At 34.4% G+C, this 26,598-nt stretch carries 21 protein-coding genes; 16 read left to right on the forward strand and 5 right to left on the reverse strand.

Features of this window, described 5'->3' with window-relative positions; translation table 11 throughout:
• Positions 1-3 precede the first annotated feature (3 nt).
• From CD31_RS04055 to CD31_RS04065, 3 genes are read left to right on the forward strand one after another with little or no spacing between them, the layout of a single operon-like run.
• Positions 4-771 carry an ABC transporter ATP-binding protein gene (locus CD31_RS04055; RefSeq protein WP_016993265.1) on the forward strand — a complete coding sequence of 256 codons (768 nt, stop codon included), beginning with the start codon at positions 4-6 and terminating at the stop codon, positions 769-771.
• Positions 758-2,626, forward strand: a complete 1,869-nt coding sequence (locus CD31_RS04060) for an ABC transporter permease (RefSeq protein ID WP_036075923.1) — start codon at positions 758-760, stop codon at positions 2,624-2,626. Before CD31_RS04055 ends, CD31_RS04060 begins: the two co-directional genes overlap by 14 nt.
• Position 2,627: 1 nt before the next feature.
• Complete coding sequence (locus CD31_RS04065; RefSeq protein WP_036075924.1) at positions 2,628-2,987, forward strand: YxeA family protein; 360 nt, start codon at positions 2,628-2,630, stop codon at positions 2,985-2,987.
• A 109-nt stretch (positions 2,988-3,096) separates the two neighbouring features.
• Here CD31_RS04065 and CD31_RS04070 read toward each other — a convergent pair whose 3' ends face one another.
• Together CD31_RS04070 and CD31_RS04075 are read right to left on the reverse strand one after the other, a co-directional pair.
• Positions 3,097-4,485 (reverse strand): sensor histidine kinase, encoded by a 1,389-nt coding sequence (locus CD31_RS04070; protein WP_036075925.1) that lies wholly within the window; start codon positions 4,483-4,485, stop codon positions 3,097-3,099.
• Positions 4,482-5,204, reverse strand: a complete 723-nt coding sequence (locus CD31_RS04075) for a response regulator transcription factor (protein WP_016993269.1) — start codon at positions 5,202-5,204, stop codon at positions 4,482-4,484. Before CD31_RS04075 ends, CD31_RS04070 begins: the two co-directional genes overlap by 4 nt.
• A gap of 206 nt (positions 5,205-5,410) precedes the next feature.
• Here CD31_RS04075 and CD31_RS04080 point away from each other — a divergent pair, with 206 nt between their 5' ends.
• The 4 genes from CD31_RS04080 (at position 5,411) to CD31_RS04095 (ending at position 9,891) form a co-directional block, all read left to right on the forward strand.
• Positions 5,411-6,025 (forward strand): PH domain-containing protein, encoded by a 615-nt coding sequence (locus CD31_RS04080; protein WP_016993270.1) that lies wholly within the window; start codon positions 5,411-5,413, stop codon positions 6,023-6,025.
• Positions 6,026-6,108: 83 nt separating this feature from the next.
• Positions 6,109-7,467 (forward strand): acetamidase/formamidase family protein, encoded by a 1,359-nt coding sequence (locus tag CD31_RS04085; RefSeq protein WP_036075927.1) that lies wholly within the window; start codon positions 6,109-6,111, stop codon positions 7,465-7,467.
• Between the two features lie 197 nt (positions 7,468-7,664).
• The gene (locus CD31_RS04090; RefSeq protein ID WP_036075929.1) at positions 7,665-8,219 is read left to right on the forward strand and encodes an HPP family protein; all 555 of its coding nucleotides are present in this window, start codon (positions 7,665-7,667) and stop codon (positions 8,217-8,219) included.
• Between the two features lie 196 nt (positions 8,220-8,415).
• Positions 8,416-9,891 (forward strand): hypothetical protein, encoded by a 1,476-nt coding sequence (locus CD31_RS04095; protein WP_036075930.1) that lies wholly within the window; start codon positions 8,416-8,418, stop codon positions 9,889-9,891.
• A gap of 39 nt (positions 9,892-9,930) precedes the next feature.
• On the opposite strand, the gene CD31_RS04100 is transcribed toward CD31_RS04095, so the two are convergent.
• Positions 9,931-11,115: a CaiB/BaiF CoA transferase family protein gene (locus tag CD31_RS04100; protein ID WP_036075932.1), complete on the reverse strand. Its 1,185-nt coding sequence runs from the start codon at positions 11,113-11,115 to the stop codon at positions 9,931-9,933.
• A gap of 507 nt (positions 11,116-11,622) precedes the next feature.
• Here CD31_RS04100 and CD31_RS04105 point away from each other — a divergent pair.
• The 6 genes from CD31_RS04105 to CD31_RS04130 all read left to right on the forward strand — a co-directional run bounded on the left by CD31_RS04105 (position 11,623) and on the right by CD31_RS04130 (position 21,661).
• Entirely contained in the window at positions 11,623-13,191 is a 1,569-nt protein-coding gene (locus CD31_RS04105; RefSeq protein ID WP_036075934.1) for a sensor domain-containing diguanylate cyclase, read from the forward strand.
• Positions 13,192-13,563: 372 nt separating this feature from the next.
• A complete protein-coding gene (locus tag CD31_RS23485) occupies positions 13,564-13,761 on the forward strand; it encodes a hypothetical protein (RefSeq protein WP_036075936.1) in 198 nt (65 codons plus the stop codon).
• A gap of 315 nt (positions 13,762-14,076) precedes the next feature.
• Complete coding sequence (locus CD31_RS22680; protein ID WP_052125317.1) at positions 14,077-18,444, forward strand: S-layer homology domain-containing protein; 4,368 nt, start codon at positions 14,077-14,079, stop codon at positions 18,442-18,444.
• A gap of 822 nt (positions 18,445-19,266) precedes the next feature.
• Positions 19,267-20,187 (forward strand): ABC transporter ATP-binding protein, encoded by a 921-nt coding sequence (locus CD31_RS23765; RefSeq protein WP_036075937.1) that lies wholly within the window; start codon positions 19,267-19,269, stop codon positions 20,185-20,187.
• Positions 20,180-20,914, forward strand: coding sequence for a hypothetical protein (locus CD31_RS04125; RefSeq protein ID WP_036075938.1), 735 nt, complete (start codon positions 20,180-20,182; stop codon positions 20,912-20,914). The genes CD31_RS23765 and CD31_RS04125 overlap by 8 nt, the downstream gene beginning before the upstream one ends.
• Before the next feature lie 12 nt (positions 20,915-20,926).
• Complete coding sequence (locus tag CD31_RS04130) at positions 20,927-21,661, forward strand: ABC-2 transporter permease (protein WP_036075940.1); 735 nt, start codon at positions 20,927-20,929, stop codon at positions 21,659-21,661.
• Between the two features lie 21 nt (positions 21,662-21,682).
• On the opposite strand, the gene CD31_RS04135 is transcribed toward CD31_RS04130, so the two are convergent.
• The gene (locus CD31_RS04135; protein WP_036075941.1) at positions 21,683-22,690 is read right to left on the reverse strand and encodes a sensor histidine kinase; all 1,008 of its coding nucleotides are present in this window, start codon (positions 22,688-22,690) and stop codon (positions 21,683-21,685) included.
• Positions 22,687-23,349: a response regulator transcription factor gene (locus CD31_RS04140; RefSeq protein WP_036075945.1), complete on the reverse strand. Its 663-nt coding sequence runs from the start codon at positions 23,347-23,349 to the stop codon at positions 22,687-22,689. The genes CD31_RS04135 and CD31_RS04140 overlap by 4 nt, the downstream gene beginning before the upstream one ends.
• A gap of 199 nt (positions 23,350-23,548) precedes the next feature.
• On the opposite strand from CD31_RS04140, the gene CD31_RS04145 reads away from it, so the two are divergent.
• From CD31_RS04145 to CD31_RS23490, 3 genes are read left to right on the forward strand one after another with little or no spacing between them, the layout of a single operon-like run.
• Positions 23,549-24,316, forward strand: a complete 768-nt coding sequence (locus CD31_RS04145; protein WP_036075947.1) for an ABC transporter ATP-binding protein — start codon at positions 23,549-23,551, stop codon at positions 24,314-24,316.
• Complete coding sequence (locus tag CD31_RS04150) at positions 24,303-26,303, forward strand: FtsX-like permease family protein (RefSeq protein ID WP_036075948.1); 2,001 nt, start codon at positions 24,303-24,305, stop codon at positions 26,301-26,303. The genes CD31_RS04145 and CD31_RS04150 overlap by 14 nt, the downstream gene beginning before the upstream one ends.
• Positions 26,304-26,316: 13 nt before the next feature.
• Positions 26,317-26,472, forward strand: a complete 156-nt coding sequence (locus CD31_RS23490) for a hypothetical protein (RefSeq protein ID WP_016995528.1) — start codon at positions 26,317-26,319, stop codon at positions 26,470-26,472.
• The last annotated feature ends 126 nt before the right edge of the window (positions 26,473-26,598 follow it).

Raw genomic sequence — 26,598 nt, forward strand, 5'->3', positions numbered from 1 at the left:
TATATGACGCCATTATTAAAGGTACAAAACGTTGGAAAAACTTACGGCAAAGGCGCAAATACTTTTACAGCGCTATCGAATATATCATTTGAAGTAGCAAAGGGAGAGTTTGTTGGTGTAATGGGTCCTTCTGGGGCGGGGAAATCTACGCTTCTTAATGTATTAGCAACGATTGATACGCCAACGACTGGTGAAATTATTATTGAGGATACCAATTTGGCCCGTATGAAGGATGCTGAATTAGCAGATTTTCGTCGTGATAATTTAGGGTTTATCTTCCAGGATTATAACTTGCTCGATTCTTTAACAGTGAGAGAAAATATTGTCTTACCGCTAGCGATTGCGAAGATGCCAACAAAGGCTATTAATGCAAGAGTTGACCGCATTGCTGAATTGTTTGGCATTAGTGAATTATTAAATAAATATCCTTATCAAATTTCAGGTGGGCAAAAGCAGCGTACCGCCTCGTCACGAGCATTAGTGACAGAGCCGAAATTAATTTTTGCTGATGAACCTACAGGTGCACTAGATTCAAAATCTGCAACTGACTTGCTAGAAAGCTTAAGTGATTTAAACCAATCTCAAGCCGCAACAATTATGATGGTTACCCATGATGCCTTTGCAGCTAGCTTCTGCCAGCGCATACTATTTATTCAGGATGGACAGCTTTCTAAGGAAATTCAACGTGGGACTCTAACGAGGAAGCAATTTTTCCAAGAGATCTTGCAGGTGCTGTCTAGCATCGGGGGTGGAGTAAATGACGTTATTTAGTTTAGCGCGTAAAAATATTCAACGCAATTTATCGAATTACTTTTTATATATTGCTTCGATGGTATTTAGTATCGTTATTTACTTTACGTTTGTGACGCTCAAATACAATGATGATCTTTCAGCCTTAAAGCAATCGTCACAACAAATTAAAGGATTGATGAGTGCCTCGTCAGTCGTACTTCTGTTCTTCATTGTTATCTTTATGGCCTATTCCAATTCGTTTTTTATGAAGAAGCGGAAAAAGGAAGTAGCCCTTTACTCTTTACTTGGTGTGCGTAAGCAAAAAATTGGCTTAATGCTCTTCTTTGAAAATTTAGTCATAGGGCTTGTCTCTCTAGTGTTTGGTATCCTTCTAGGTTTCTTTATGTCCCAAGGGTTATTAATGATACTAGTTCGCTTAATGGGCTATGAAGTGGTTGGTAGTCTGACATTTTCAATGGAGGCACTAATTAATACAACGGGCATTTTTACACTATTGTTTTTATTCACATCCTTACAAGGTTACCGTGTGATTTATCAATTCAAGCTAATTGATTTATTCCATGCAGACAAACAGGGAGAGCAAATTCCACGTGCATCATTAGTAGCTGCTTTACTTGGCACTGTATTTATTGCATTTGGTTATTATACAGCTGCCTCTGATATGTTTACGAGTAAAATATGGCGATTCTTTACGGTGTTAGGTACGCCATTAATGGTCATTGGCGTAACAATTGCAGGGACATACCTTCTCTTCCATAGTGTGAGTGTCTTTGTGTTAACAGCATTAAAAAAAGCAACATCATGGTCATGGAAGGGCTTAAATTTAATCGGTGTTTCTCAGCTATTGTATCGTATTCGAGCCAATGCTAAATCGTTGTCAATTATTGCAATTTTAAGTGCCACTACGATTACAGCAGGTGGCGGTGTCTTCGGTATGTATTACAATGCAGAAGCTTCTGTACGTCAGATGCTGCCAAACACATTTATGTGGAAAGGCGAGACAGTAGAATTTTCACAAAAGGATGTCTTATTTAATGAAGCACTGGCTGTGAAAAATTTACGTGTGGATAATGAATTCTCATTTTTCGAATATACATTACTTAAGGAATCGGACTATAACCGCTTAGCGAAATTACAAGGCAAGGATAAAGAGCTACACATTGCAGATGGCTCTACGGTTTTACTTGATGCAGCCTTTGATGAACGATTTTCACATGATTTTACAGGTGAGGACTTTAAGCTACAAAACGGCGACTCCTTTCATGTAGAGAAGATGTACACGGAAAGCGTGTTAAACTTTATAGCAGCTGGAACAGTTCTCGTTGTGAATGATCAAGAATTTAAAGCTACTGATGGCGATGAGATCATGATGCAGGTTGTTGGATTAGACAATGATTTGAAACAACAGGACGTGTCAAAAGACATTTACCAGCAGTTATCTACTGAACAGCAAGAATCATTCTCTAGTGTACCGCAAAGCTATGAGGATAGTTTAGCAACAGTAGGTGCCCTATTGTTTGTGGGAAGCTTCCTAGGATTGGTCTTCCTAGCAGCAACGGGCAGTATTATCTACTTCAAAATTTTAACGGAAGCCGAAGAAGATCAGGCGAAATATGCTATTTTAAATAAAATCGGTGTAAATAGTAAGCAAATCTTAAAGACAGTAGCAGGACAGGTCGCTGTTATCTTTAGTGCGCCACTTATTGTAGGGATTGCACATAGTGTGTTTGCATTACTAGCATTTTCACAGCTATTTAACATGAATATTACAAAACCAGTCATCTTGTGGATGATTGCATATTCAGCTATTTACTTTATTTATTATATCTTTACGGTTCGTTCGTTTTATAAAATAGTGAGACAGGGGAATTAATATGAAAAAAGTATTTTTCGGAATAGGTGCGTTGTTCATCTTATTCGTAGCAGGATTGATTGTATTGATGACAGTAGATTTTAACCGTTTAAATAAAGATACCTACTATGTTCATATCACGGCTGATGGTGAGGTAGAGGAGTATAAGGCAGATAGTGGTGAAATCTTTAAAATGTATTGGTACGAGCTACCTACTTACGATAAAAATGGGGGAGAGAAAACATTAAAGTTTTCCGCTCATAAAAATTTACGCCAGGATGCTTATTTAAAGCTTTACGTGAAAAAGGAAACAGAAGTTACTTCATTTGATGAAGTGAAATTCCATGAATTACCTGCTAAAGTACAGGATCAAATGAAATAGCACAAAGTGGGAGTCTCAAAATTATATGAGACTCCTTCTTTTTTACACGTAAGCGCAGTATAACGAAGCGGTAGTGCCAAAATTCAATTGGTTAAATTTGGTTTATTACTTATTGGTATCCCTTTTGTAGATCAATAATAACGCATGTACCTTTTCCTTTTTCCGAGGTGATGGTCACTGTTCCTCCATGGGCCTCAATGATATCTCTAGCAATAGCTGTGCCTAAACCAGTACCAGCAGTATTGTCCGTATTTGTGCCTCGATAATAGCGTTCAAAAATATGTTCTAAATCCTCTGGGGCTATCCCCTTGCCATTATCAGAAATTGAAAGAGTATGCTCATCAACAGACACATGGACAGATACATCGGGAGCATTGTGAAGCAGAGCATTGTGTAAAAAGTTCATGATAGCTCTGCGCATAAAATGTTCATCGATTTGATGCAGGCTGTTCTCGGTTGTCGCCTCAAACGTAAGATTAGCCTGTTCATATTGTGGTGTATTTAATGTTTCAATCACTATCTCTCGAATAAAAGGCACCATGTTAACTTCATTTAGTGTAAGTGGAAGCTGTTGATGTCTTAAACGCATCGTTAAATTTAAGTCATCCAGTAGATTTTGCATATGCAATGATTGTTTTTCTATAATTTGTGCGTACTCCATTTGCTCAGTATTGGTTATTTGTGCATCATTCAATAGTTCTGCATAACCTCGTATAGAGGCAAGTGGGGTTTTCATATCGTGGGAGACATTACTAATCCATTCTTCACGCATGATCTCTAGTCTCTTTCGCTCCTGTTCATGAGCTGCCAATTCTCGTGATACTTCATTTAAGTTTTCAAAAACCGGCTTGTAGACACCACTAGGAGCCTTAATAGACGTATGATCATGATTTTTTAAATGGTGAATGCGATCTATCATCGCATAAAGAGGCTTTGTTAATGTACGACCAAAAAGCCACCCTACTAATGTAGCTACTAACAAGTCCGCAATCACGATGAACAGGCCAAATTTTCCTATAAACTGTAAGAGTGATGTGCCAGAAACATGCGTCACAATTCTTGTAACACCGCTCCCTTTAATACCGATTAAATAACTAATGGGATCCTTACTGCCAATATACACCGTAGTATCAGAATCGAATTCTTTATATTTATATACTTGAATTAAGTCGATAGGTGCATAGTGCAATGGTGCTTTATCTGGTGCAAAATGAGAATCAATAACTTGGCCATTTTCATCAAGCAATTGTATCCAAGCATTTCTTTGATGCAATTGTTCGAGTCCTTCTGCACGTATGGAGGTTGCTCCATTTTTTATCTCGATATATTTTTGGAATTCTCGCACAAAGTCTTCCTCTTCGGTGGCAGAAACGCCTTCAGAGTCAGTTGCTAGCCGATAAGTAAGGAGTCCCAGGAAGATAGCTGTATTGACGAAAATAACAATGATGACTATAGAAAGTACGGAAAGGAGAAAGCGAGCGGTTAATTTCCACTTCATTCTTGTGCCTCTTTTGGCATGACAAACTTATAGCCAAGTCCTTTTACAGTTGTGATATATAGAGGATTAGAGGCATCCTGCTCAATTTTTTCACGCAAACGACGAATATGCACCATAACAGTGTTATCAGAACCGAAGAAATCCTCTCCCCATACACGTTCAAACAATGTTTCTTTACTTAAGATTCGATTGGGATTGTGCATAAAGCATGCCATTAATCCAATTTCCTTAGCTGTTAACTCCAATAATACGCCATTTTTATGCACTTCAGTTTCATCGGCATTCAACTGAAATGGTCCAATTTGTAGTGTTTTTTCAACAATATTCGTTACGGTATCTTGTGTTTGATAGCCAGCTCTACGCAATTGAGCCTTCACACGATAGGCAACTTCTTTAGGACTAAAAGGTTTTGTAATATAATCATCTCCGCCAATGGCTAATCCTAAAATTTTATCGATTTCTTCGTTTTTAGCAGACATAAAGAGTACAGGGACATGGGATACTTCACGGATACGCCTACATAAATCGTAGCCCTCACCATCTGGAAGCATGACATCTAGAAGTATAATATCGGGTGTTGCTTGTTGAAAGCTTATCCAAGCATCGTGAATGGTACCAGCTGTATAAATTTGTTTGTAGCCCTCTTTTTGTAAGCTTACTTTAAGAAGATTCGCTAAATCAGCCTCATCATCCACTACTAAAATGGTTGGTTCTTGCACTTGTTCACACGACCTTTCGATTTGGAAGAATCTTTACTGACAATCATTATAAATGAAATGTATAGAAAAGAGGAAATGTTGGGTTGCACATCTTAATCAACAGATGATTTTAAGAGAAGCAACATTTTGTATATAAACCGCTCCATAGTGAAACCTTTAGAGATGGTAAAGCGTAAAAAGAGTATGACAAATTAGGAGGAATGACGATGTTTAAAAAAATAGCAGCAGATGCACTTGGACTTTCAGATATTGGAGTGGTTGTACCGCGAGAGGACTATGATAAGACAGATGCAGATGATTTTATCTTACATGAAATTGATGAAAAAATTTATTTTTTAATTAAAACGAAGGCAGATGAGTATTGCTTTACGAATCGTGCCATTATTCATGTAGATGGCGAAAGCGCTATGAGTAAGAAACGATTACTGCGACGCTATGATTATTCAATGTATACTGTTACAGAAGTTTTTCTCGAAACAGCAGGAACAATCGACCTTGATGTCGAAATTAAGTTTACAATCGGCAATTCCCCACTATCCATCGACATTCATAAACGCTTTATAGATGATATTAAAGATTTATATAAAGCACTACATGCCATTAGCTATGAACAAAAGAACAATGCTTATAAGCTAGAAGTAGCAGAAAAAAGTTTACACATTGCTTCTTCTTCACTTGGACGAATTGGCAATGACAACATTTCTCCATCAGCGTCATTCGAGGAAATTACACGCTTTGCAAATACTTGGATGATCGATCATAAAGATAAGTATAAAAAAGAAGACTTCTCACATATTTTTGATTTATATATGAACAATTGATAAAAATAGCTCTCTGCAAGTGTGGAGAGCATTTTTAACATATAACGATATACATAAAAATTATTCTAGGAGCGTGATAGAAAATGACAAACGAATTGCATGTGCTAGAAAAAGAAGAGGTAGAAAGTGATGATTTTATACAGCGACCTCAAGCCGCTGAGACATTGTTCGTAAATGAGTTTATTGATGGTATTTTAGATCCGTCACAAAAGATGTTAGGACCGGTTAAGGATGGTGGAACGATTATTGCCAATACAACACCTGGGTGTTGGGGGCCCATGCTTACACCCACTATTCGTGGAGGACATGAAGTTACGAAGCCCGTGTTTGTAGAAGGGGCAGAGGTGGGTGACGCTATTGTTATAAAAATTAAATCTATTCAGGTCACATCTCTTGCAACTTCATCTGGTCATGATGAGGCAATTGTAGATCGATTCATTGGTGATCCGTTTGTTTCTGTAAAATGCCCAGGCTGTGGCAAGCTTCACCCAAGCACAGTTGTAAAAGGAATAGGGCCTCATGCAATTCGATGTTCAACATGTGATACAGAAACCGCACCCTTTAAAATGACAAATGGCTATACGATGGCACTAGATCATAAAGGGCAAATGGGTGTGACTGTTGGACGTGAGGGTGCTAGACGAATTGCACTTGATGCTAGGAACTTCATGAGAACACCTGAAAATTCTGTACAAAATCCTGTTGTTGCACTAGCTCCAAGTGACTTAGTAGGTGTAATAGCGAGAATGCGACCATTTTTAGGTCAGCTTGGTACAACCCCTTCTAAAGCGATGCCAGATTCTCATAATGCTGGTGACTTTGGTTCATTCTTAATTGGAGCACCACATGAATATGCTTTTACCCAAGATGAATTGGATTTACATCGTACCGATGGACATATGGATATCAGCCGAGTTCGTGAAGGGGCGACAATAATTTGTCCGGTTAAGGTACCAGGCGGTGGTGTATATATTGGAGATATGCATGCCATGCAAGGGGATGGGGAGATTGCTGGTCATACAACCGATGTAGCGGGGATTGTGCAGCTTCAAGTAAAAGTCTTGAAAAAAGTAGCATTGCAAGGCCCTATTTTACTACCAAATGTAGAAGATTTACCTTACACAGCAAAGCCCTTTACGAAGGAAGAAAAACGTCGTGCACGTGAGCTAGCGGAGGAATTCGGTGTTAAACAGGTAGAGGATGCATTCCCAGTGTCGGTAGTTGGTTCTGGGAAAACGTTAAACGATGCGACTGATAACGCGATCAATCGAGCTGCGAAGCTATTTGAGATGAGCGAGCCAGAGGTTTTAAATAGAGCAACAATCACAGGCTCCATTGAAATCGGACGCCATCCAGGGGTTGTTACAGCCACCTTCCAAGTACCTAAATCCGTATTGAAAAAGGTAAGAATATATAAAACTATTAAAAAACAATATGACTAATAGATGATTTCTTGAAAAAGCAAACTTTTAAAAGTTTGCTTTTTTGTATGGGTTACAAGTCAGATAAGTAAAGGTTTGTCTGAAATTTGAAGTTTGGATTGAAATCTATTGTTGTATTGATATAATAGTTAAAGTTTAACAATGATTAACATGACGTATATAAATAAATGAGTATGGAAGAGAAAAGTTGGTGTCGAATGACAGAAATTATAGGTGCGGAAAACAAAATAGAGAAAAAGAGTAGTATAAAACCTTTTATATTAAAAATGAGAGGAGGAGGTCATGCTCCTTCTCGAACAAATTTCGCAGATGCCTTTACTGGAGCAATAGGTGGATTAATATGCATTTTTGTGTTGCTATGGCTAACTAACATTACCGATTCACCTTGGTTAATGGCATCATTAGGTGGTAGCTGTGTTCTTGTATTTGTCGTCTGGAATGCACCATTGTCACAGCCTCGAAATATAATTGGAGGTCATTTCATTTCAGCCTTTATTGGGTTGACCATGTATTCATTACTAGGCTCCAATATATTGTCTATTAGTCTTGGCGTTGGATTAACTATATTTTTTATGGCCTTTTTAGGTGTCATCCATCCTCCAGCAGGCGCCAATCCTATAATTATTATTTTAGGAGGTTATGGTTGGAGTTATTTACTAATCCCTGTATTCATTGGAGCAGTCATCATTGTATTTTTCGGGTTGCTGATAAATAATTTACGAGAAAAAAGAAAATATCCATTGTTTTGGTAAGGATGATATCCATCTATGAAGTGTGTTCACTTAATAGATGGTTTTTTATTTGTTAACGTTTTCGCTATGCATACCGATATTTTTTTAGCATATGTTAGTTAAGATTTGTTATATTGAAGAAAGAGTGTAAAAAACATGTATTTGAATGGTAGGGGAAGATCTTTGTTGGTAGAAATTGATGGGAGGATCCATTTTTATGCTGTTGGACTGTGATGAGCAATTATTCATGGCTTATAAACAAAAAAGTGAAAAGGGTGCTGAAAATATACTAGCAACATGGCTGGAGGCAGAGTCAAATCTACAAGAAGATCCAAAAATACTTGGTACTTCGCTTTCACCCAAACTATTTTTAGTAAACGAAGAAACGGCTAAGAATATTGCCTTTTCCACAGCACGTAAATATTGGGGTCATGTATCAACAGAAATGCAAATGTATTTTGACAAGTATGGTTTGGATTCAAAATTTGTGAATGAGCGTCTCAGTGCTTTTTTCTATACACAAAAAGGTAAAGATACTTTTTTTGAGCAGCTTTTTGCCCAACATACAATAGACTTAGAACGTTTAATTTGGTTGGTTTTCGGAAAACGAATGCAAATGGCTATGCCAGCTAATGAGCTACAATCAATTATTTTATATAAATTTCAAGATGAATATTTAGTGCATATGATGTATAAAGAGCATGCGTCTTTTTGGCATTGGCTTTTCACAAAAAAAGTTTATTCACTGCTTATCCACAAACCATTAGAGCAATTCACATTTCTTTATGAAATAATGGGACATTTCGAGCAATCTATGAGAGAAAATTGTGAACATGTGGATAACTTTGTGTATAACTATAAGGCGATACTGGATAAGTGTATAACTCATGTGGATAAGCATAATGCTAGCTGTTTGGCAAAGAAACAGTTACGTCTTTATCAAATTGTTACTCATTACTGCTTATCAGAAGGTGATTTTAATAGTGTCAAAGCGTTTATTACCTCATTTGAAGCCGAATGGCGCTACTCAATGTATGCACTATCAGAGAAGGAGAAAGTGTTAATTGCCTATATTTTATTTCATATAGCAAATAGAGAACAGCAGAGTGAAAAGGTTATTCATTATGGTGAATATTTATTAGAGGATGAACGAATAAATAATTATGCCATTGAGATACTACTGGAGTATAAAGAACTATTACCAAATCGTAAACCAACACCACCTGCCATTATTAAAAATTATCAGCTAAATTATTTAGAAAATTTATATGCCATTCTACTTGAGCACTATGTAAAAATGGCACGTTATGAGGATGGCTTACTTTTATTAAAAGAGCATGTTTTAGCCTCGAATAAAAAAATTAATTCCTCATTAGTACAAAAAAACTTTAGTAGTGAACAACTTGTTGCGATTGAGGCATATGTTCAACAGGATATAGCACTTCATGTGAATAACTCTCTACAGCATATTGGTTTATCTGTGGAAGAGTGGCGACGCAATTATCGTCAACCAGATGCACCATACTATGTTGTAGCACAAAGTGCTTCTCTGCATATGTTAAATATTTTAAGAGTATTGTTTGTCACCGAGCAGTACGAGCTTTTTGAAAAATTAATGGAGATTTATAAAAAATATCTACTAATTGATGATCATTTTGAAAACCTACGTATGTTTATTAGTGCGTATGTATAAAAAAGGTGTCTAATACGTCACAGTATTAGACACCTTTTTTTACTCTAAAACGCCTTTTTCTTTCAAAGCTTCGATTTGTTCAGCATCAAAGCCCAGAGATAATAAAACTTCCTCATTATGCTCTCCTAGCTTAGCACCAACATGCTTGTATTCAGGCTGCGCACCATCAAATTTAAATGGAGAGGCGATTTGTTTTTGCATAGTCCCATCGTTTTTGGGAATAGTTACAATCATTTCTCGTGCCTTTAGCTGTGGATGCTCACATGCTTCAGGAAATGTTAGAACTGGCTCTACACAACCTTCAAAATCCTCGTTAAATACTTCAAGCCATTCCTCATATGTCTTGGACAAAAAGGCGTCGTGAACAGCCTCTTTAAAACGAATTTGTGTATAGTAGGAATCATTGAAGGTGTTATCGATTAACTCAGGAATATCGAGTGCTTCACAGAGTAATTTGCGAAATTGAGGCTCTAAACTACCAACAGAGAAAAACCGCCCATCCTTTGTTTTGTAAAAATCATAGTAACTGCCTCCATTTAAAATTTCTTGCTCTGGCTGTGGGACACGTCCACCTCCAATAAATGCAGCTCCATACATAGCATTAAGTGAAAAGACAGCATCTGTCATACTAATATCGATGAACTGTCCTTCTCCAGTTTTTTCACGATGAAGGGCAGCAGCAAGCACGCCAATTGCTGCATGCATTGTCCCTCCAGCTATGTCAGCTAGTTGAACGCCCATGGAAACAGGCTTTTTATCCTTATGGCGAGAATAGTCGAGTATGCCTGCTAAGGATAGATAGTTATTATCATGTCCTGGTCGATTACTATAAGGCCCTGTTTGACCATAGCCAGTAATGGCACAATAAATAACCTTAGGATTTATTTCTTTAAGCGCTTCATAGCCGATGCCAAGTCGCTCCATTACACCGGGTCGAAACCCTTCGATAATAACGTCATACTCCTGTACAAGTGATTTAACAATGTCGATAGCTTCTGGTGATTTTAAATTTAACGTTATGGATTTTTTTGATCGATTTAAATGTTGATGGATGTATGCCTCGTGATCATCGTCATAGGGAGGCATAATTCGCGTTAAATCAACTCGCTTAGAAGATTCAACATGGATGACATCTGCTCCTAAATCAGCAAAAATCATTGTCGCCATTGGTCCTGGTAGTAATGCAGAAAAATCGAGAATTTTTAACCCCTTTAAAATGCCCAAATCTTCCAACCCCTTTTTGTGTAGGCTACACAACCATCTGTATGATGATGGCGAGTAGCGCTTTTCTCATAATCCCCATTGTGTGAAAAGCGTATTCTATATACTGTATTATTACAGTTTATTATATTTTAATGAGTATTATAACAGATTGAATCTTAACTTGCCTATGCTAATTTTTATTATAAAATAAACGCTTCAACTTTTATATGTCAGAATAACAATAAAAGTAAAAAAATTTAGAATTTAGATTTTCTATCAAATTTCAGATAATTAGAGTCAGCTGTTAGAATATTTAATCTAAGTATCTAAAATGTTGGAATTTTGTTTGCTAGATTCTATAGGATACGACCTCTTTTATTGTTACAATCCTAGAGGTGTATTGGATTCTTCTTACACAATTAATACATGTTACTTTTACCTATAGGAGTCTTTGCTTATAATAGGCACTAATTGTTTAAAGAATCTCTCAAAATATACATATTAAAAAATATAAACAGGAGGGCAGAAATGAAATCGCATCAGTTAAAATTAAAGCATCTTATAATGGGCGTAGCGATGGCGGCATTCTTTTTTACAAGCATTGGTAGTGTTTGGGGCGGGTATAGGATGAACATTGATTCCATTAAGGAAAATACGCTAGAAACGAATAGAGTTTATGCTCAAAAATTGGCCTCAACGGCTGATTCCTATCTACATGAGGCTTTTCAAATCTTAGGATATAGTGCGGATCAGATCAGGACGAAAATGGATGATGAACAAGTATTGAATCAGGAAACAGAGCGATTGAGATTGCAAAATCAAATGTTCAATTCTGTGGTTATAACAAATGCAAAGGGACTTGTTTTATCTGTCTCCCCACCCTCTATAGAGATTAAAGGAGAGGTTTTAACATCAATTGGCGCTAAAGAGGCATTAGCCAAAAAGACACCAATTATTTCTAAGCCATATGAGGCGATGACAGGGCGGCTCATCATTTTTATATCGTACCCTATTTTCTCAGAGTCCAATGAATATTTAGGAATGATTGCTGGCACTATTTATTTAAAGGAACCTAATGCCTTTAAAACCTTATTGGGAGAACATTATAGTAAGGATGGTTCTTACGTATATGTAGTTGATTCAGATGGACGAGTTATCTATCATCAAGATCCAAGCCGTATTAATGACGTTGTAACCAAAAATAAAGTGGTTCAAGCTGTTACATCCGGCAAGGATGGTGCTCAACTAGTTGAAAATACAAAAGGTGTGAAAATGCTAGCTGGCTATAGTGCAGTGGCATCGACAGGGTGGGGAGTTGTTGCACAGAAACCTTTAGATGTAGCATTAGCACCTTCATTTGATCGTGTACAGGAGGTCATTATAAAATCTGTTCCTCTTATGATTGTTTCGATCATCATTGTACTTTGGGCTGCAGCACGTATTGCGAATCCTTTACAACAACTAGCATCATTAACAGAAGAAAGTTTAGATAAGAAAAATGTTGAAGGTTTAAAATCTGTAAGTGGATGGTACTTTGAAGCCTATTCTTTGAAGAATGCATTGGTTCGAAGTTTATCGTTCCTACATGGACAGGTCTCTTTTTTTAAGGATCAATCTACTGTTGATCCACTGACGGGTATTACGAACCGACGTACAATGGATTCAATGCTTGCTGAGTGGTTAGCAAATAAGATACCTCATGCCATTATTTTGCTAGATTTAGATCACTTTAAAAGTGTGAATGATACATATGGACATGCAATAGGCGATAAAGTTCTACAATTTTTAGCTAGACAAATGGAATCAGTAGCTCGTGAAGGCGATGTCTGCTGCCGGTACGGTGGCGAGGAATTTGTCATGCTTCTTCCGAATACGACGGCACAGGAAGCAACACTAGTTGCTGAACAACTACGAAAAGCTTTAGCCGATACAGTCAGTCCATGTGGTAGACCAATAACATTATCTGCAGGAATAGCGGTCTATCCAGCGATGGCAAATACAACTGAAGCGCTAATTGAAGCGGCTGATGATGCACTTTACCTAGCGAAACAAGAAGGGCGCAATCAAGTAAAAGTTGCAGTCTCAAAAAAGGATTAAAAAAAATATAATAAAAGAGCTTACAACGCAAATTTTTGGGGTAATGATTAATGCAAACATCATTTGGGCAAGCTATGTATAAGTCATCCGCCACATGACTTTTAAACATGTTCAAATGATATGTAACTCGGGCCACATCTCTTGATCGACTTGACAAGACGTAAGGTTATCCCCCTTTCCCTTATGACAGCCAAGTACGACTAGATGCATGCCTATATATCGTCAAAAGCCAAGCGAGCACCGATGCTCCTTGGCTTTTTTTGTTGAGTGCTTTAGTGAAGTTCATTTGATATTTGGTGGGGAATACAAATAGGGTAGAATCCTTATGAAATGCTTGGGAATAATTAGGTTGTTCTAATGAGGAGTGTGGGAGTGATCACAAAAGTGAGGAATCCGCTCAAAGAGGGTGGAGAAGTGATCACAAAAGAGTTGCCCCCGCTCATAAGGAGTCTGAAAGTGATCACAAAAGAGCTGCCTCCGCTCATAAGGAGTGAGGAAGTGATCACAAAAGAGTTGCCCCCGCTCATAAGGAGTCTGAAAGTGATCAAAAAGGGTTGTTCCTGCTCATAAGGAGTCTGAAAGTGATCACAAAAGAGTTGCCCCCGCTCATAAGGAGTAAGAAAGTGATCCATAAAGAGTTGCCCCCGCTCATAAGAAGTGTAAAAGTAATCCCTAGAAATCAATCCTACCTGGGTTACTAAGGGGAATTGAAACTATTTTTCGACAAAGAAATTAGCATAGTCTGAAACTATTATAAGTATTAAGAATTTTACCTGACTATTTTAAACTTATCTATGAAGGTTCACTAGCCTTTGGTCGATATAAAGGATATGAGCAAAATGATATTTGTACGTATCAAAATACATAAGCGAAAGGAAGAGTGGAATGGATAAATCTAAAATCCAAAAAGTAAATAAAGCCTTGATTGCAACAGTATTTGCTTCAAGTGGGATTGCTGTAGTAGTACCACCACCAAAAGCAGCAGCGGCTTCTTCTCCCTTTACGGATATTAACCAGTACACAGATCATTATAACGATATATTAAAATTATATTCACAAGGGGTAATTAAAGGGTTTGCCGACAATACATTTCGTCCAGATGTGAATGTAACACGTGGACAGGCAGCGAAAATGTTGGCAACTGTTTTAAAATTGGATACGAAAAATATCCAAGATCCTTATTTTAAAGACGTACCTAAAGGTAGCGAATATTATAAATATGTCGCTGCATTGCAAAACGCAGGCATCATGTCAGGTTATTCAAACGGAACATTTATGCCAAATGAAGTCATTACTCGAGGCGAACTTGCCAAAATGGTAGTGGTTGGATTCCATTTAGAGGTATCCCAAAATTATAATAATATTTTTAAGGATGTTAATAGCCAAACAAGTAACGCTCTCTATATTCAAACAGTTATTGACTTAAATATTACCGAGGGTACAACCCCGGTTACTTTCTCACCGTTTGCTCCAGTAACCCGTGGACAGTTTGCTTCGTTTGTTGTAGGTTCACAGGAGAAGAAGAGCAATGAAACATCATTCAAAATTACAAGTGTTGAAGATGATACAGTTTATGTAAATGGTGAATCTTACACAATTCCAGAACATCTTTCTCATATTTTTAACGACTATAATGCACCTGTCTTAAAAGGTGCCTACATTGAGGGTGATCTTTCAGGGAAAGTAATTCGATCCATTTCAAAGCTAACGCTTAATGCAAGTGGAACAAGTTCTCGTTCACTTGATTTCGATGGTAATTACGGATCTTTTGGTGCAACGATTATTGTAAATGGTAACTATATTGAATTCTCTAATATGACATTGACAGGGACAATGTTTGTCAATGAAACAGTTCGCCCACCATTGCATATAGGTGCTGCAAACCATCAACCATTAGCTCTTGGACGTGTAGCAAGTAACAATATCTCATTTATCAATTGGTCGAATCCAGATAACAATAAAGGAGAAGATTCGTCGAGCAACAATTCGAATGATCTTCAAAATTGGACAAAACCAAATACTGATAATGACAAGCCATTTGTCAATTGGTCTAAAGAAAAAGAGGAAATGAAAAATGTTGAAAAGTACCTTGAATTCTATAACAGCAGTGTTTCTCGACTCGTCGTTTCTCAAACGGGTACAAAAATTGAAACAAATACAAAACTACCACGAGTAGACATCATTGGAAATGTGCGAGAGTTTGAAATTCAAGGCAATATTGGTACGTTAAATTTAAATACTGAAACAAAACTCACAATTTATGGTTCAGGAAATATAGATTGGATTAATTACAATAGCTATACAGATCTTGAGCTGTATATTGATGGTCGAATCGGCACATTATTTGTTGATAATGCATATGGCAAGATTGATATTGGAGATTATACGTATATTGATAAAGTTATTTTACCTAAGGACGTGTCACCGAATGATATCTTCGATGACTTCTTAGATGATAAAGATAATGTTGGGGAAATTACTGATCCAGATGGCAAACCAATCGATAAAGACGATAATGAGAACCAAAATCCTGATGATAAAACAAAACCTCTTGTTAGTATTACGGAACTCCAATTACTAAATGGTAGTGAGATACAAGTAGATTTCACTTCAGATGAAGTCGGTACCTACTACTACATTGTGCGTGAAAAGGATGTAGAGGCACCAAATAAAAGTGAAATGGTCAACCGTCTTTCAAACAAGAATGTAGCACATGGAACTGGTGCAGCCATTAAAGGTAAGAATACTATTAAGGTTTCTAATTTAGGTGAGAAAAAAGAATATGTTATCTACATTATGGTAGTAGATGGATCGAAAAATGCATCAGATATTGTATCTCAATCCTTCCAAATGAAAGATGCATCACCACCAGTAGTAAAATCTTTACAAGTTACGCCTTTACATGGTGGAACAAGAGCTGAATTCAAGTTTACTGCAAGTGAACCTGGAGACTATTACTATTATTTACGCCCAAAAACGACAGCACCTGACCCAACAACAGCAGATATTGTTGCCAATCCAACGGGTAAAGGGAAAGCAAAGGCTGGCGCATTAGGCATAACAGAAATTTTAACAGGCTTACAGGCTGAAACAGGCTATCAGCTTTATGTAGTAATGAAAGATGAATCAGGCAACTTTTCAGTAGACCCTGCTGTAGCTAAGGATTTTACAACGAAAGAGCTTGATAATATTCATCCGTTTGTAGACAATGTGAAGCTTGAACCTGCAAGTAAAGTAAACCAATTTTATGTTTATTTTAATGAGGCTTTAGATCCTGAAAGTGCGCGAGATGTAAATAATTATGATTTATCCGGAACAGTTATTGTTAATACAACAGGTCAGAAAAAAATTAAACCTTCTTCTGTGGAATACAAAGAAGGTGACAAAAAAGTATTATTTACCATCCCTTCAGGAACCGGATTTGTTTACAAGGATACATTACGCGTAACGATTTTACCTGGTGTCAAGGATTTAGCAGGGAATGATTTTGAGAATTCGAATACAGTACAACCCGGTGGAAATATCCGTAACTTTGCGGAATACGTCCATGAAAAATTTGAAATGCCTGTCATTAACATAGAGAATATTGTAAATAAACCGGATGAATCGGATAATTTCAAACGAGTAGAAGTTGAGTTTAAACCAAGTAAGGCTGGTACGTACTATTATATGATGCTACCTGATACTGTTGTTGATAATGGTGAAACTAAAACATTTAAACAATATTTAACGGACAAAGGAATTACAGAGCGTGATTTTGTAAATGAATTTGCTGCAGATTCATCATCAAAATCCGGATATTTCCAAATAGATGGTAAAGATATTTATGTTGAAATGGGTTCTGGACCAGCTGATTTAGAAGAAAAAACCAAAAAATTCCCAATTACTATTTCGAAAGACAAACTTAACCCATTCTTAAGCTATTCTGTTTATATGGTTTTAAAAGATCGTGGTGGAGAAATATCTAAAATCACATCGAGAGAAATGATTGGAGATTCTAAGGCGCCTTTAATTTCTGATTTAGTGTTAAAATCAGGTACTATAAAAGGACCCGATGATAAACAAGCTACTATTAGCTTTAATACTGATGAGACAACAGAACTTCATTATTGGTTTGTACCAAAGAAAAATGCTGATGGTAGTGAAAATCCAGATGCAAAACTTACAATAAACACAGCTGCAGAAAGAAAACAATTAGAAGATAAACTAAAATCCAGTCCTTCTATTAAAAAGAGTGGTAAAGGTGCCTCAGGTATATTAGATATGAGTGGAATTTCCTTAACCCCTCATACAGAATATGTTGTCTACTTTGGTGCACAAGATACGTACGGTAATTTTACTGTTTACACAGCTGATTCAAGCGGTAATAATCATGATGAAACAGAAAATGGCTGGATGAAACAAAACTTTTATTCAGATGGTACACCACCACGGTTCGAAAAAATTGTCGATGGGAAAAAGAAACAGAACATAGTTTATCGTAATCCTAATGAAACATTTACAATCACTTTTAGTGAAGCTATTATGCGTGATTCGAATGGCAAATCTACTATAAATGATTTAAGCTTGTTAAGTATTGAAAATGAAAATGGTGATGACATAACATCAGAATACCAATTTGTTTCTTACACAAGAGGTACAAAAACCACAGATGAAAGTTATTTAATTATAAAACCATCTTCGTCTGGTACAATGGACAAAACGTTTACAGTGAAAATGAAGGATGATGCAGTAGACTATCAAATTACAGGATTTACTGGTAATAAATTTGATGTCAATGACTTTGGTAAATATGTACATCAAGGTGCAGTTACAAATAGCATTGAGGATGCAGTAGTGACAGGTACAAATATAGGTACAAGCAATGTTCCAGCTTCAAAAACAATGCGCGCTATTGTAAACATTGATGCCGATTTATCATACGAACAAAGATATTATTATGCAGTTACGGGCTCAGCAACTAAAATTGATCCACAGCTAGTAATTGATTTGGTTAAAGACCCTAACACACCTAACAATTCTATACTAGTGTATGGAACTGGTGTATTATCAGCAACAAACCCTGCAGGAAAGCAATTCACATTGGATTTAACTGCTCCTGTATCGACTACTCCTGGATATAACCCTATCTTTAGAAAAGGCAATAATTTCTTTATATTCACTTTAGATAAATTCGGTAATATTGTATTAGCCAAAAATCAAAATAATATGAATAATAGTTACTTTGAAATTGGCTCTGATATTAAACCATAATAGTCACCAACACCCTTCAGCGTATATACTGAGGGGTGTTTTTTTGGTCAATTAAATTTCACAGTGTCAATCGTTGGTCAAATTGTGAACATTCGCAGTCTTTTATTCGAGAATCATTTTCAATTATAGTAGTAATTGCAAGAAGGTAGATAGGAGGAGTTAGGTGCATTATGTGGACTCTTGCTGCTATCAAAGTGCTTTATGTTAGGACAATCAAATTGAGTATATTCAGCAATTTCAAGTCATACATGGTAGCAAAGGAACGCTCTTAGATATTTTTCTAAAAGAGGATGAGCTAGAGTATTATTTGATTTTTATAAAGTGATCTTGCCTGTCCTACACATTAAGAAATAGTAGAACTCATGAAGTAATCCATTTCAGTTGCATTATCGTTTTATATCAAATTACACGAAATTGTGGATCTCCTTACCTGCTGTGAAGGAAAGGGAAGGTTAGACATTAGTTTTTCCTGAAAACAGTAAAGTTACAACAAAGAGGCTGGGGCAAAAGAAGAAATGTTAGACCATTTACAAGTTTGGTCTAACATTTTTTTGCGTTATTAGAATACATATACTTTAATAAACCACAAAACTAACACTTATTTTTTACTTTTTCTCAATAAAATGAATTATATCCACCCTATTTCAGCTAGGGAGAAAAACTACTTAATTACAATTTGCTATATCTTTTTATGAAAGAATAATATTTATAAATGTTATTATTTTACAATAAATACTTATTTTAATAAAATGTAGTTATAAATCATTTTTATGGCAAATTAGTAAAATTAATAGATGAGATGCATTACAAGGAGGAAAAGAAATGAGTAATATTTTAACATTGTCGAACGTCACAAAGAGTTATCGAAATAATAAAGTAATTAATAATGTTTCCTTCTCAGTTCCGAAAGGTGAAGTAATAGGGTTAGTTGGACCAAATGGTGCAGGAAAGACAACACTTATGCGAATAATTATGGGATTAATAACAAAGTTTGAGGGAGAGGTTCGGTTTGATATTGAAAAGCAACCTTTACAACAATCTCATGTAAAACGTATTGGAGGACTGATTGAATACCCCAGTTTTTATCCTTATATGAGTGGAATGGATAACCTTATTTATTTTGCAGAGATTTCAGGGGGATTTGATAGAGATAATGTATCATCTGTAGTGCATTTATTAGGGATTGAAGGTTTTGTTCATAAGAAGGTAAAAAGGTATTCTTTAGGAATGAAACAGAGGTTAGGCATTGCACAGGCACTAGTTAATAATCCTAAATTATTAATTTTAGATGAACCCACAAATGGATTAGATCCAGAAGGAGTTGCTGAAATAAGAGAAATATTAGAAAAAGTTTCAAAAGAGAGAGGGATATCAATTCTTATATCCAGCCATATTTTGTCAGAGATCGAAGCTGTTTGTGATAAAGTTTTGTTTTTGAAGAAGGGAACTGTAGTAGATTATATTGATTTAAAAGCAGAAAAACAGACTGATAGAGAAATACTTGAATTTATCATAGAAACTAAAAAAATAGAAATGGTAAAAAACTATTTAAATGATATACAAAACATACCTTTTATAGAAATCGATCAAGGTAAAGTAAAATTTCAATATCTCTATAAGGATTCTGATTCTCTTATAGTAGATTTAGTAAAAAATAACATTAGTATAAATGCTATTTATCCTCTTCGCAAAGATTTAGAAAAGAGATTTTTTGAATTAATGGGGGGAAATAAGATTGAATAGTACTATAAGAATATCAATATTAGAGGTTAAACAATTATTCAAAAGATATGGCATTTGGTCAAGTTTATTTATTGCAGTTTTGTACACTATTTTAATTTATCTAAAAAGGCCGTTGAACCCATCCACCTCCGATTTGGAAACATATTACAATCACTTTGGTGATATTTCGTACTATCTTATTCTCATTATGCCCTCTTTTATTATGTCCAGAGAGTTTTCATTAAAAACTTCTACAATTATATTCACAGGATCTTTCTCACGTATAAATATAGTTCTATCAAAATTACTTTCATTGCTTTTAATTGGATGTATTGTAGGAACTATTCATCGATTACTAGCAAATTTATTGTGGATATTGGAACATAATGAATTTACTCTGATTAATCTTACACACGATATATTTACAAATCTAATAAATTATTTACTTATTTCTTTTTTTGTTTCAAGCTTATCTTTCATCATTGGGTTTATTACGTTCAGTCAAATTGCAACAATTATTTCCATTATTTTTATGTTTTCATTTGAGAGTATGATTAGAGGTATTATTTTAATAAAATTAGACCCTACAACAAAATTTGCTCTTTGGGTTAAAGAGAATCCACTGGCTTTGGTTTATAAGGGAATGCAATATAATAATTTATCAGTATCAAATAATATTTGTTTAGCATTAACAGGCTTAGTATTATTTTTGGTATCTTTAATAATTATTAATAAAAGGGAAATTTAGGAGATCGATAATATGACTGGAATATTTTCTATAAGCCGAATGGAAATAAAAAAAATATTTGATACCTCTACATACGTTTTTTTAATAATATTATGTATTGCAACAATTATTGATAATGTTCTTTATTACCATATGAATTTAAATAAAAGCATAGAGTTAAGCGGAAATATTGGTATTTCCTTATTTATTTTACAAATTTACTTTATTTACTTAGGCAGTAATATGATAGGATCCGAGTTCAGTTTTGGAACTTCAAAAATGGTGTTTAGTAGTGTGTATAGTAGAAGTCAAATAATTCATATTAAAAGTATTTCATTTTTATTTTATACTTCTCTATATGGCATTTTTAATATATTAATTGGATTAACCGTTCAATTTTTCATAGGTAAACATTTCTCTAGTATGGAGATCCTAAGTACGCTATTCTCAGTTTGGATTGTATATATAGTTTATTTCTCTTCTATTTTATCAGTGGGTATATTTACAATTTCTATTACGTTTAATCGCGTTTACTCATTAATAATTGGATATGTTCTATATATTTTTTTATATAGCATTGGTATACAAATTGTAGAAAGAGATGAAAGTTGGATGAAAACGATTATGGAGAATACACCATTTTTCATTGCTTCTGATGGTTTTTCTACTCTATACTACAATATTAATGATATTGTTTACTTAAGCTTCTTTTCAGTAGTGATTTATATAATAGGTCTCTATATAATCAAAAAAAGAGATTTGAAATAATATTTTTATAAATCCTTTAGATTATTGGAATATTCGCAGTTTATCAGGGAAATATATTTTAAATGTAGTGCCACTATCTTCTTGAGAATCTACACTTATGCGTAACCCTAATTTTTTGCACAAGGTTTCACAAAGGTACAAACCCATACCAGTAGATTTAACATAGTTTCTACCATTGGTTCCGGTAAACCCACGTTTAAAAATTCTCTCAATATCAGCTGAATCTATACCTATACCGTTGTCTGATATTAACAATAAAGTACCGTTTTCTACTTTTTTAGCAATAAAGGATAATTTAAGTGGATTATGACGATATTTGATAGCATTATCTATCAATTGTTTTATTATAAAAATAATCCATTTTGAATCAGATGTGACTTTTAAATCAAGATTATCCTTATATATACTACCATTGGCACGAATAATACTTAGGGATAGTGATTTAATGGCTAAATTTACAGCTTTATCAAGTGTAAATGTTTCTATTTTATAATCCTGATTTAAAGTACTACTTCTTGCATAATATAAAGCTTGTTCAACATAACCTTCTACTTTTAATAGTTCTTCTTGAATAAGGATTTTTTCAGGCGTCTTATGGTTACTTATAATTAACTTTAGTGCAGTGATCGGTGTTTTTATTTCATGCACCCAGAGTTCAATGTAGTCGGTATAATCACGTTGAGAGTTCTTCAAAGTGAAAATACAATCATTCATGTATTTTGTTGCTTCATTTAAGATGTTGTAGAAGAGTTTCCCTGAAAAAAAAGGGGGTTCTTCTACAATATCTGCAATATATGTTTTTTCTTTGATTCGTTTTGAAATATCTTTTATCTCATCGTAATACTTCTTTAATTGGTAGTATTTCAGACACATGGGTGTGAAAAAGAAAAATAGAAGAATCAAATCTATTATTATTACTAAACTTCCATTTCCATTATACAAATAGAGGACACTAGAGATAATAAGCAATGATAGTAAATGAAAAAATATTGCTAACTGTTTTTCCTTAAAAAATTCAATTAAACTCATAACTGATAACCCTGTCCTCTCTTCGTTAATAAGTATTTTTTTAAACCGATTGATTCTAATTTGCGCCTTAACCTCGATATATTAACATTTAAGGTATTTTCATCAACAAAATCTCCGTTTTGCCAAAGCTCATTCATTATTTCATCTCTAGAAACTACGTTTCCTTTATTCATCATCAATAATCTAAGGATACATAATTCATTCTTTGTAAGTTCTATTTCTGTATTATTATAAAAAGCTTTGCTCTTTAATATATCGAGAGTTAAATCTTTATAAGAAAGGATAGCACTTTTGGAAATTTCATATGTTCTCTTTAAAACAGATTGAATATGAGCCAAAAGGATTTGTAAATCATATGGTTTTGTAATAAAGTCATCTGCTCCTATTTGAAGACTTAATAGTTCGTCAAAGGAAGTATCACGGCTAGTTACTATAATAATGGGCACAGATAACAATTTCCGAATTTCACGACACACTTGAAAACCGTCTTGATAAGGAAGGTTAAGATCCAAAATAATTAAATGTGGCATGCTTTGTAGAGCATCTTCTACAATTTTTGTAAAATCATCGCCACTTATACACTCATATCCATATTTCTCTAGAAAGTCAAAAAGTTCCTTTCTGATAATTGGATCATCTTCGATAATGAATATTTTCACTTTTAATCTCCCCTTAATCAAACCAATGAATGGTTTTATTTCCATTATTTATACTATTTAATTATATTATAGTGCATAGCAAATAAACTTACAAAACGGTAATAATATGATACAATAATCGATTTTTTGTTAATTCGTTGCATGGTAATATTATGGTAGTAAAAGGTTGGTTTATCCATAAAAGGAGTGAAAATGGAAAGTGAATGCAATATTAAAAGTGGAAAATATTGAAAAGGTGTATGGTAATAAGGGAAATGTAACCCATGCATTAAAAAACGTTTCATTTGAAGTACGAAAAGGGGATTTTATAGCAATTATGGGGCCGAGTGGAAGCGGTAAATCGACTTTACTTAATTGTATTTCAACCATTGATACTGCTACAGCTGGTCATGTATTTATAGATGGCGAAGATGTCACAAAATTAAAGGGCCATAAATTATCAAAATTTAGAAGTGAAAAATTAGGTTTTATTTTTCAAGAATATAATTTACTAGACACACTAACTGCGTTTGAAAATGTTTCTTTGGCTTTATCTATAATTAATTATCCAGTGAATGAAATTGAACATGAAGTCGATAGAGTTGCCGCCGCTTTGGATATAAAGGAAGTATTGTACAAATATCCATATCAAATGTCAGGAGGACAACAGCAGAGAATTGCGGCAGCGAGAGCAATTGTTACAAGGCCAACACTATTATTAGCCGATGAGCCAACCGGGGCTCTTGATAGTAAATCTGCTAAAATGTTGCTAAAAAATTTGGAAATATTAAATCAGCAACAAGATGCCACTACTTTGATGGTAACTCATGATCCTTATAATGCTAGTTTTTGCAGAAGGATTATTTTTCTAAAGGATGGAGAAATTTTTAATGAACTAATACGAGGAAAAGATGATCGTAAAGCTTTCTTTAATCGAATAATGGAGGTTGTTGCACTACTTGGAGGAAATATCAATGATGAGTTTTAAATTGATATACAAAAATGTAGGTAGAAGTATTAAAGATTATGCTATCTATTTTCTTACTCTTGTTTTAGGTGTCAGCCTATTCTATGCATTTAATTCAGTATCATCACAACCAGCTTTAAATGATTTAAATTATTCTATGGAGATTTTTGGGGATGCATTAGTTACGTATATTGGGCTATTAACTAGGTTTATTGCAATTGTTTTTGCTTTTCTCATCATATATGCCAATCAATTCATAATGAAGCGAAGAAAAAAAGAAATGGGTATCTATATGACATTAGGGATGAGTAAATGGAGGATATCCTTTATTTTTGTAGGTGAGACTTTTTTGGTAGGGTTATTTGCTCTAATTATAGGCATTGGGCTAGGATTTTTAATGTCACAAGTAATTTCAATATTAGCATTGAAAATGTTTGTAGGTGATGCAGTAGGTTATAAATTATTGTTATCAAAAGAAGCTATAAAAGAAACTATTATAAGTTTTTCAATTATTTATATTATAGTAGCACTTTTTAATACCCGTAATATTATGAACATTAAACTTATTGATTTATTAATTGCGAATCGTAAAAATCAAGAGTTAAAGGTCTATAACAAATGGGCGACAAGTAGTCTTTTTTTAGTAGCAATTACTTTAATAACTACTGGAATACTATTGTTAATGAAATTCGGACTTGATAAGAATTATTTAACTGTAATAGTCTCGCTTCTTGGTCTTGGTATTATTTTGTTTTATTATACAATTTCCGGTGTGATGGTGTTCTTGGCTAAAAGAAATAAAAAGCTGTATTTTAAAGAACTAAATTCATTTTTGTTTCGACAATTCGGAAGTAAAATGCAAATTAATTTTCTAGTAATAAGTATTTTAAGTGCATTACTGATAGCTTCACTGGTTGTTCTAGGGACAGGATTTAGTGTCACAAGTTCTATGAATAAACAAGTTACCACGGCAACCCCATTTGACTTAACAATTGTACAACCATATGAGGATAACAAGGATCTTTTAGAAACAGCAAAACAAGATGGCATTCCACTTAAAGAAAATCTTAAAAGTTATGTAGAGATAATGCTGTTTAATGCAGATTTAACTTATGGAGAATTGTTTAAAGAGCAACAAGTAGAACTATCTGATTTAGAACAAGAAATACTTATGTCACAAGTTACTTTAATAACGGAAACAGATTACAATAAAATATTGAAATTATCTGGACAAGATGAAATTCAGTTAGGAGGAAATAATTTCATAATTAATGCAAACTATGAACCCTTTAATAAACATATTCAATTTTTCTTAAATAAAGAAGGGAAAATAAGAATTGGTGATAAGGAACTCACTCCTGCAAACAAAAAAATATTTAGTAACATTACATACTTAACAAATTCAACAAGAGCAAATGATGTAGGAACAGTGGTTGTGCCAGATAATACGAAAAATTATATGAATCCTGATAGTTTCTTATTAAATGGTGTTTTTCCCTCTCAAGAAATTGAGGGCATGGTCTATAAAATAATGAATAATAAATGGGTTGAAAAATCTCTAGAAGGAGATATTTATTATGTAACTAAGAGCGTGATTCAAGACACTTACTTTGGCGTATTTGGAGTAATAGCTTTTATTAGCAGTTACTTAGGAATAATTTTAATGATTGTCACTTTATCAATACTAGCATTACAGCAATTAACAGAAACACAGGATAACAGAGAAAGATACCTGACATTATCAAAAATTGGTGCAGACAAAAAAATGATTAATAGGTTGTTATTTAGACAAATTGGATTTTATTTCATTTCACCTTTAATTTTAGCTAGTTTCATATCAATCTTTACTACTAAGGTTGTATTAGAAAAATTAGAACCGTTTTTTGAAGTTTCTATCAAACAGAATATGTTTGTAAGTTTTGGTGTTATTTTCTTGTTATATGTAATATATTTCATTGCAACTTATCAAAGTGCGAAACAGGTAATTTTAGACAATAGGCTTAAATAAAGGAGTAGATAATATGACTGAATTTCTAATGGGTTTTGGATTGTCAGAGGGAATTGTTGAAACTATTAAATGGTGGATCCCGTATTTAAGTTTTATAATGATTATAATCATCGTAACCATTTTATTTAAGGTTATCCGTAAAAAGAAAATAAGGAATGCGAAAAATTAATAAGCCATTTAGTATAAAAAAGCGATATTCTTGATTAAATGATAGTAGAACTAAATGTCGTTATTAAATGACTGGTTCCTCACAGCTTTTCTTATAAATGCACTGTACTATTGTCAATTGAAGTAG

Source organism: Lysinibacillus boronitolerans JCM 21713 = 10a = NBRC 103108 (assembly GCF_000772935.1).
Classification (GTDB): domain Bacteria; phylum Bacillota; class Bacilli; order Bacillales_A; family Planococcaceae; genus Lysinibacillus; species Lysinibacillus boronitolerans.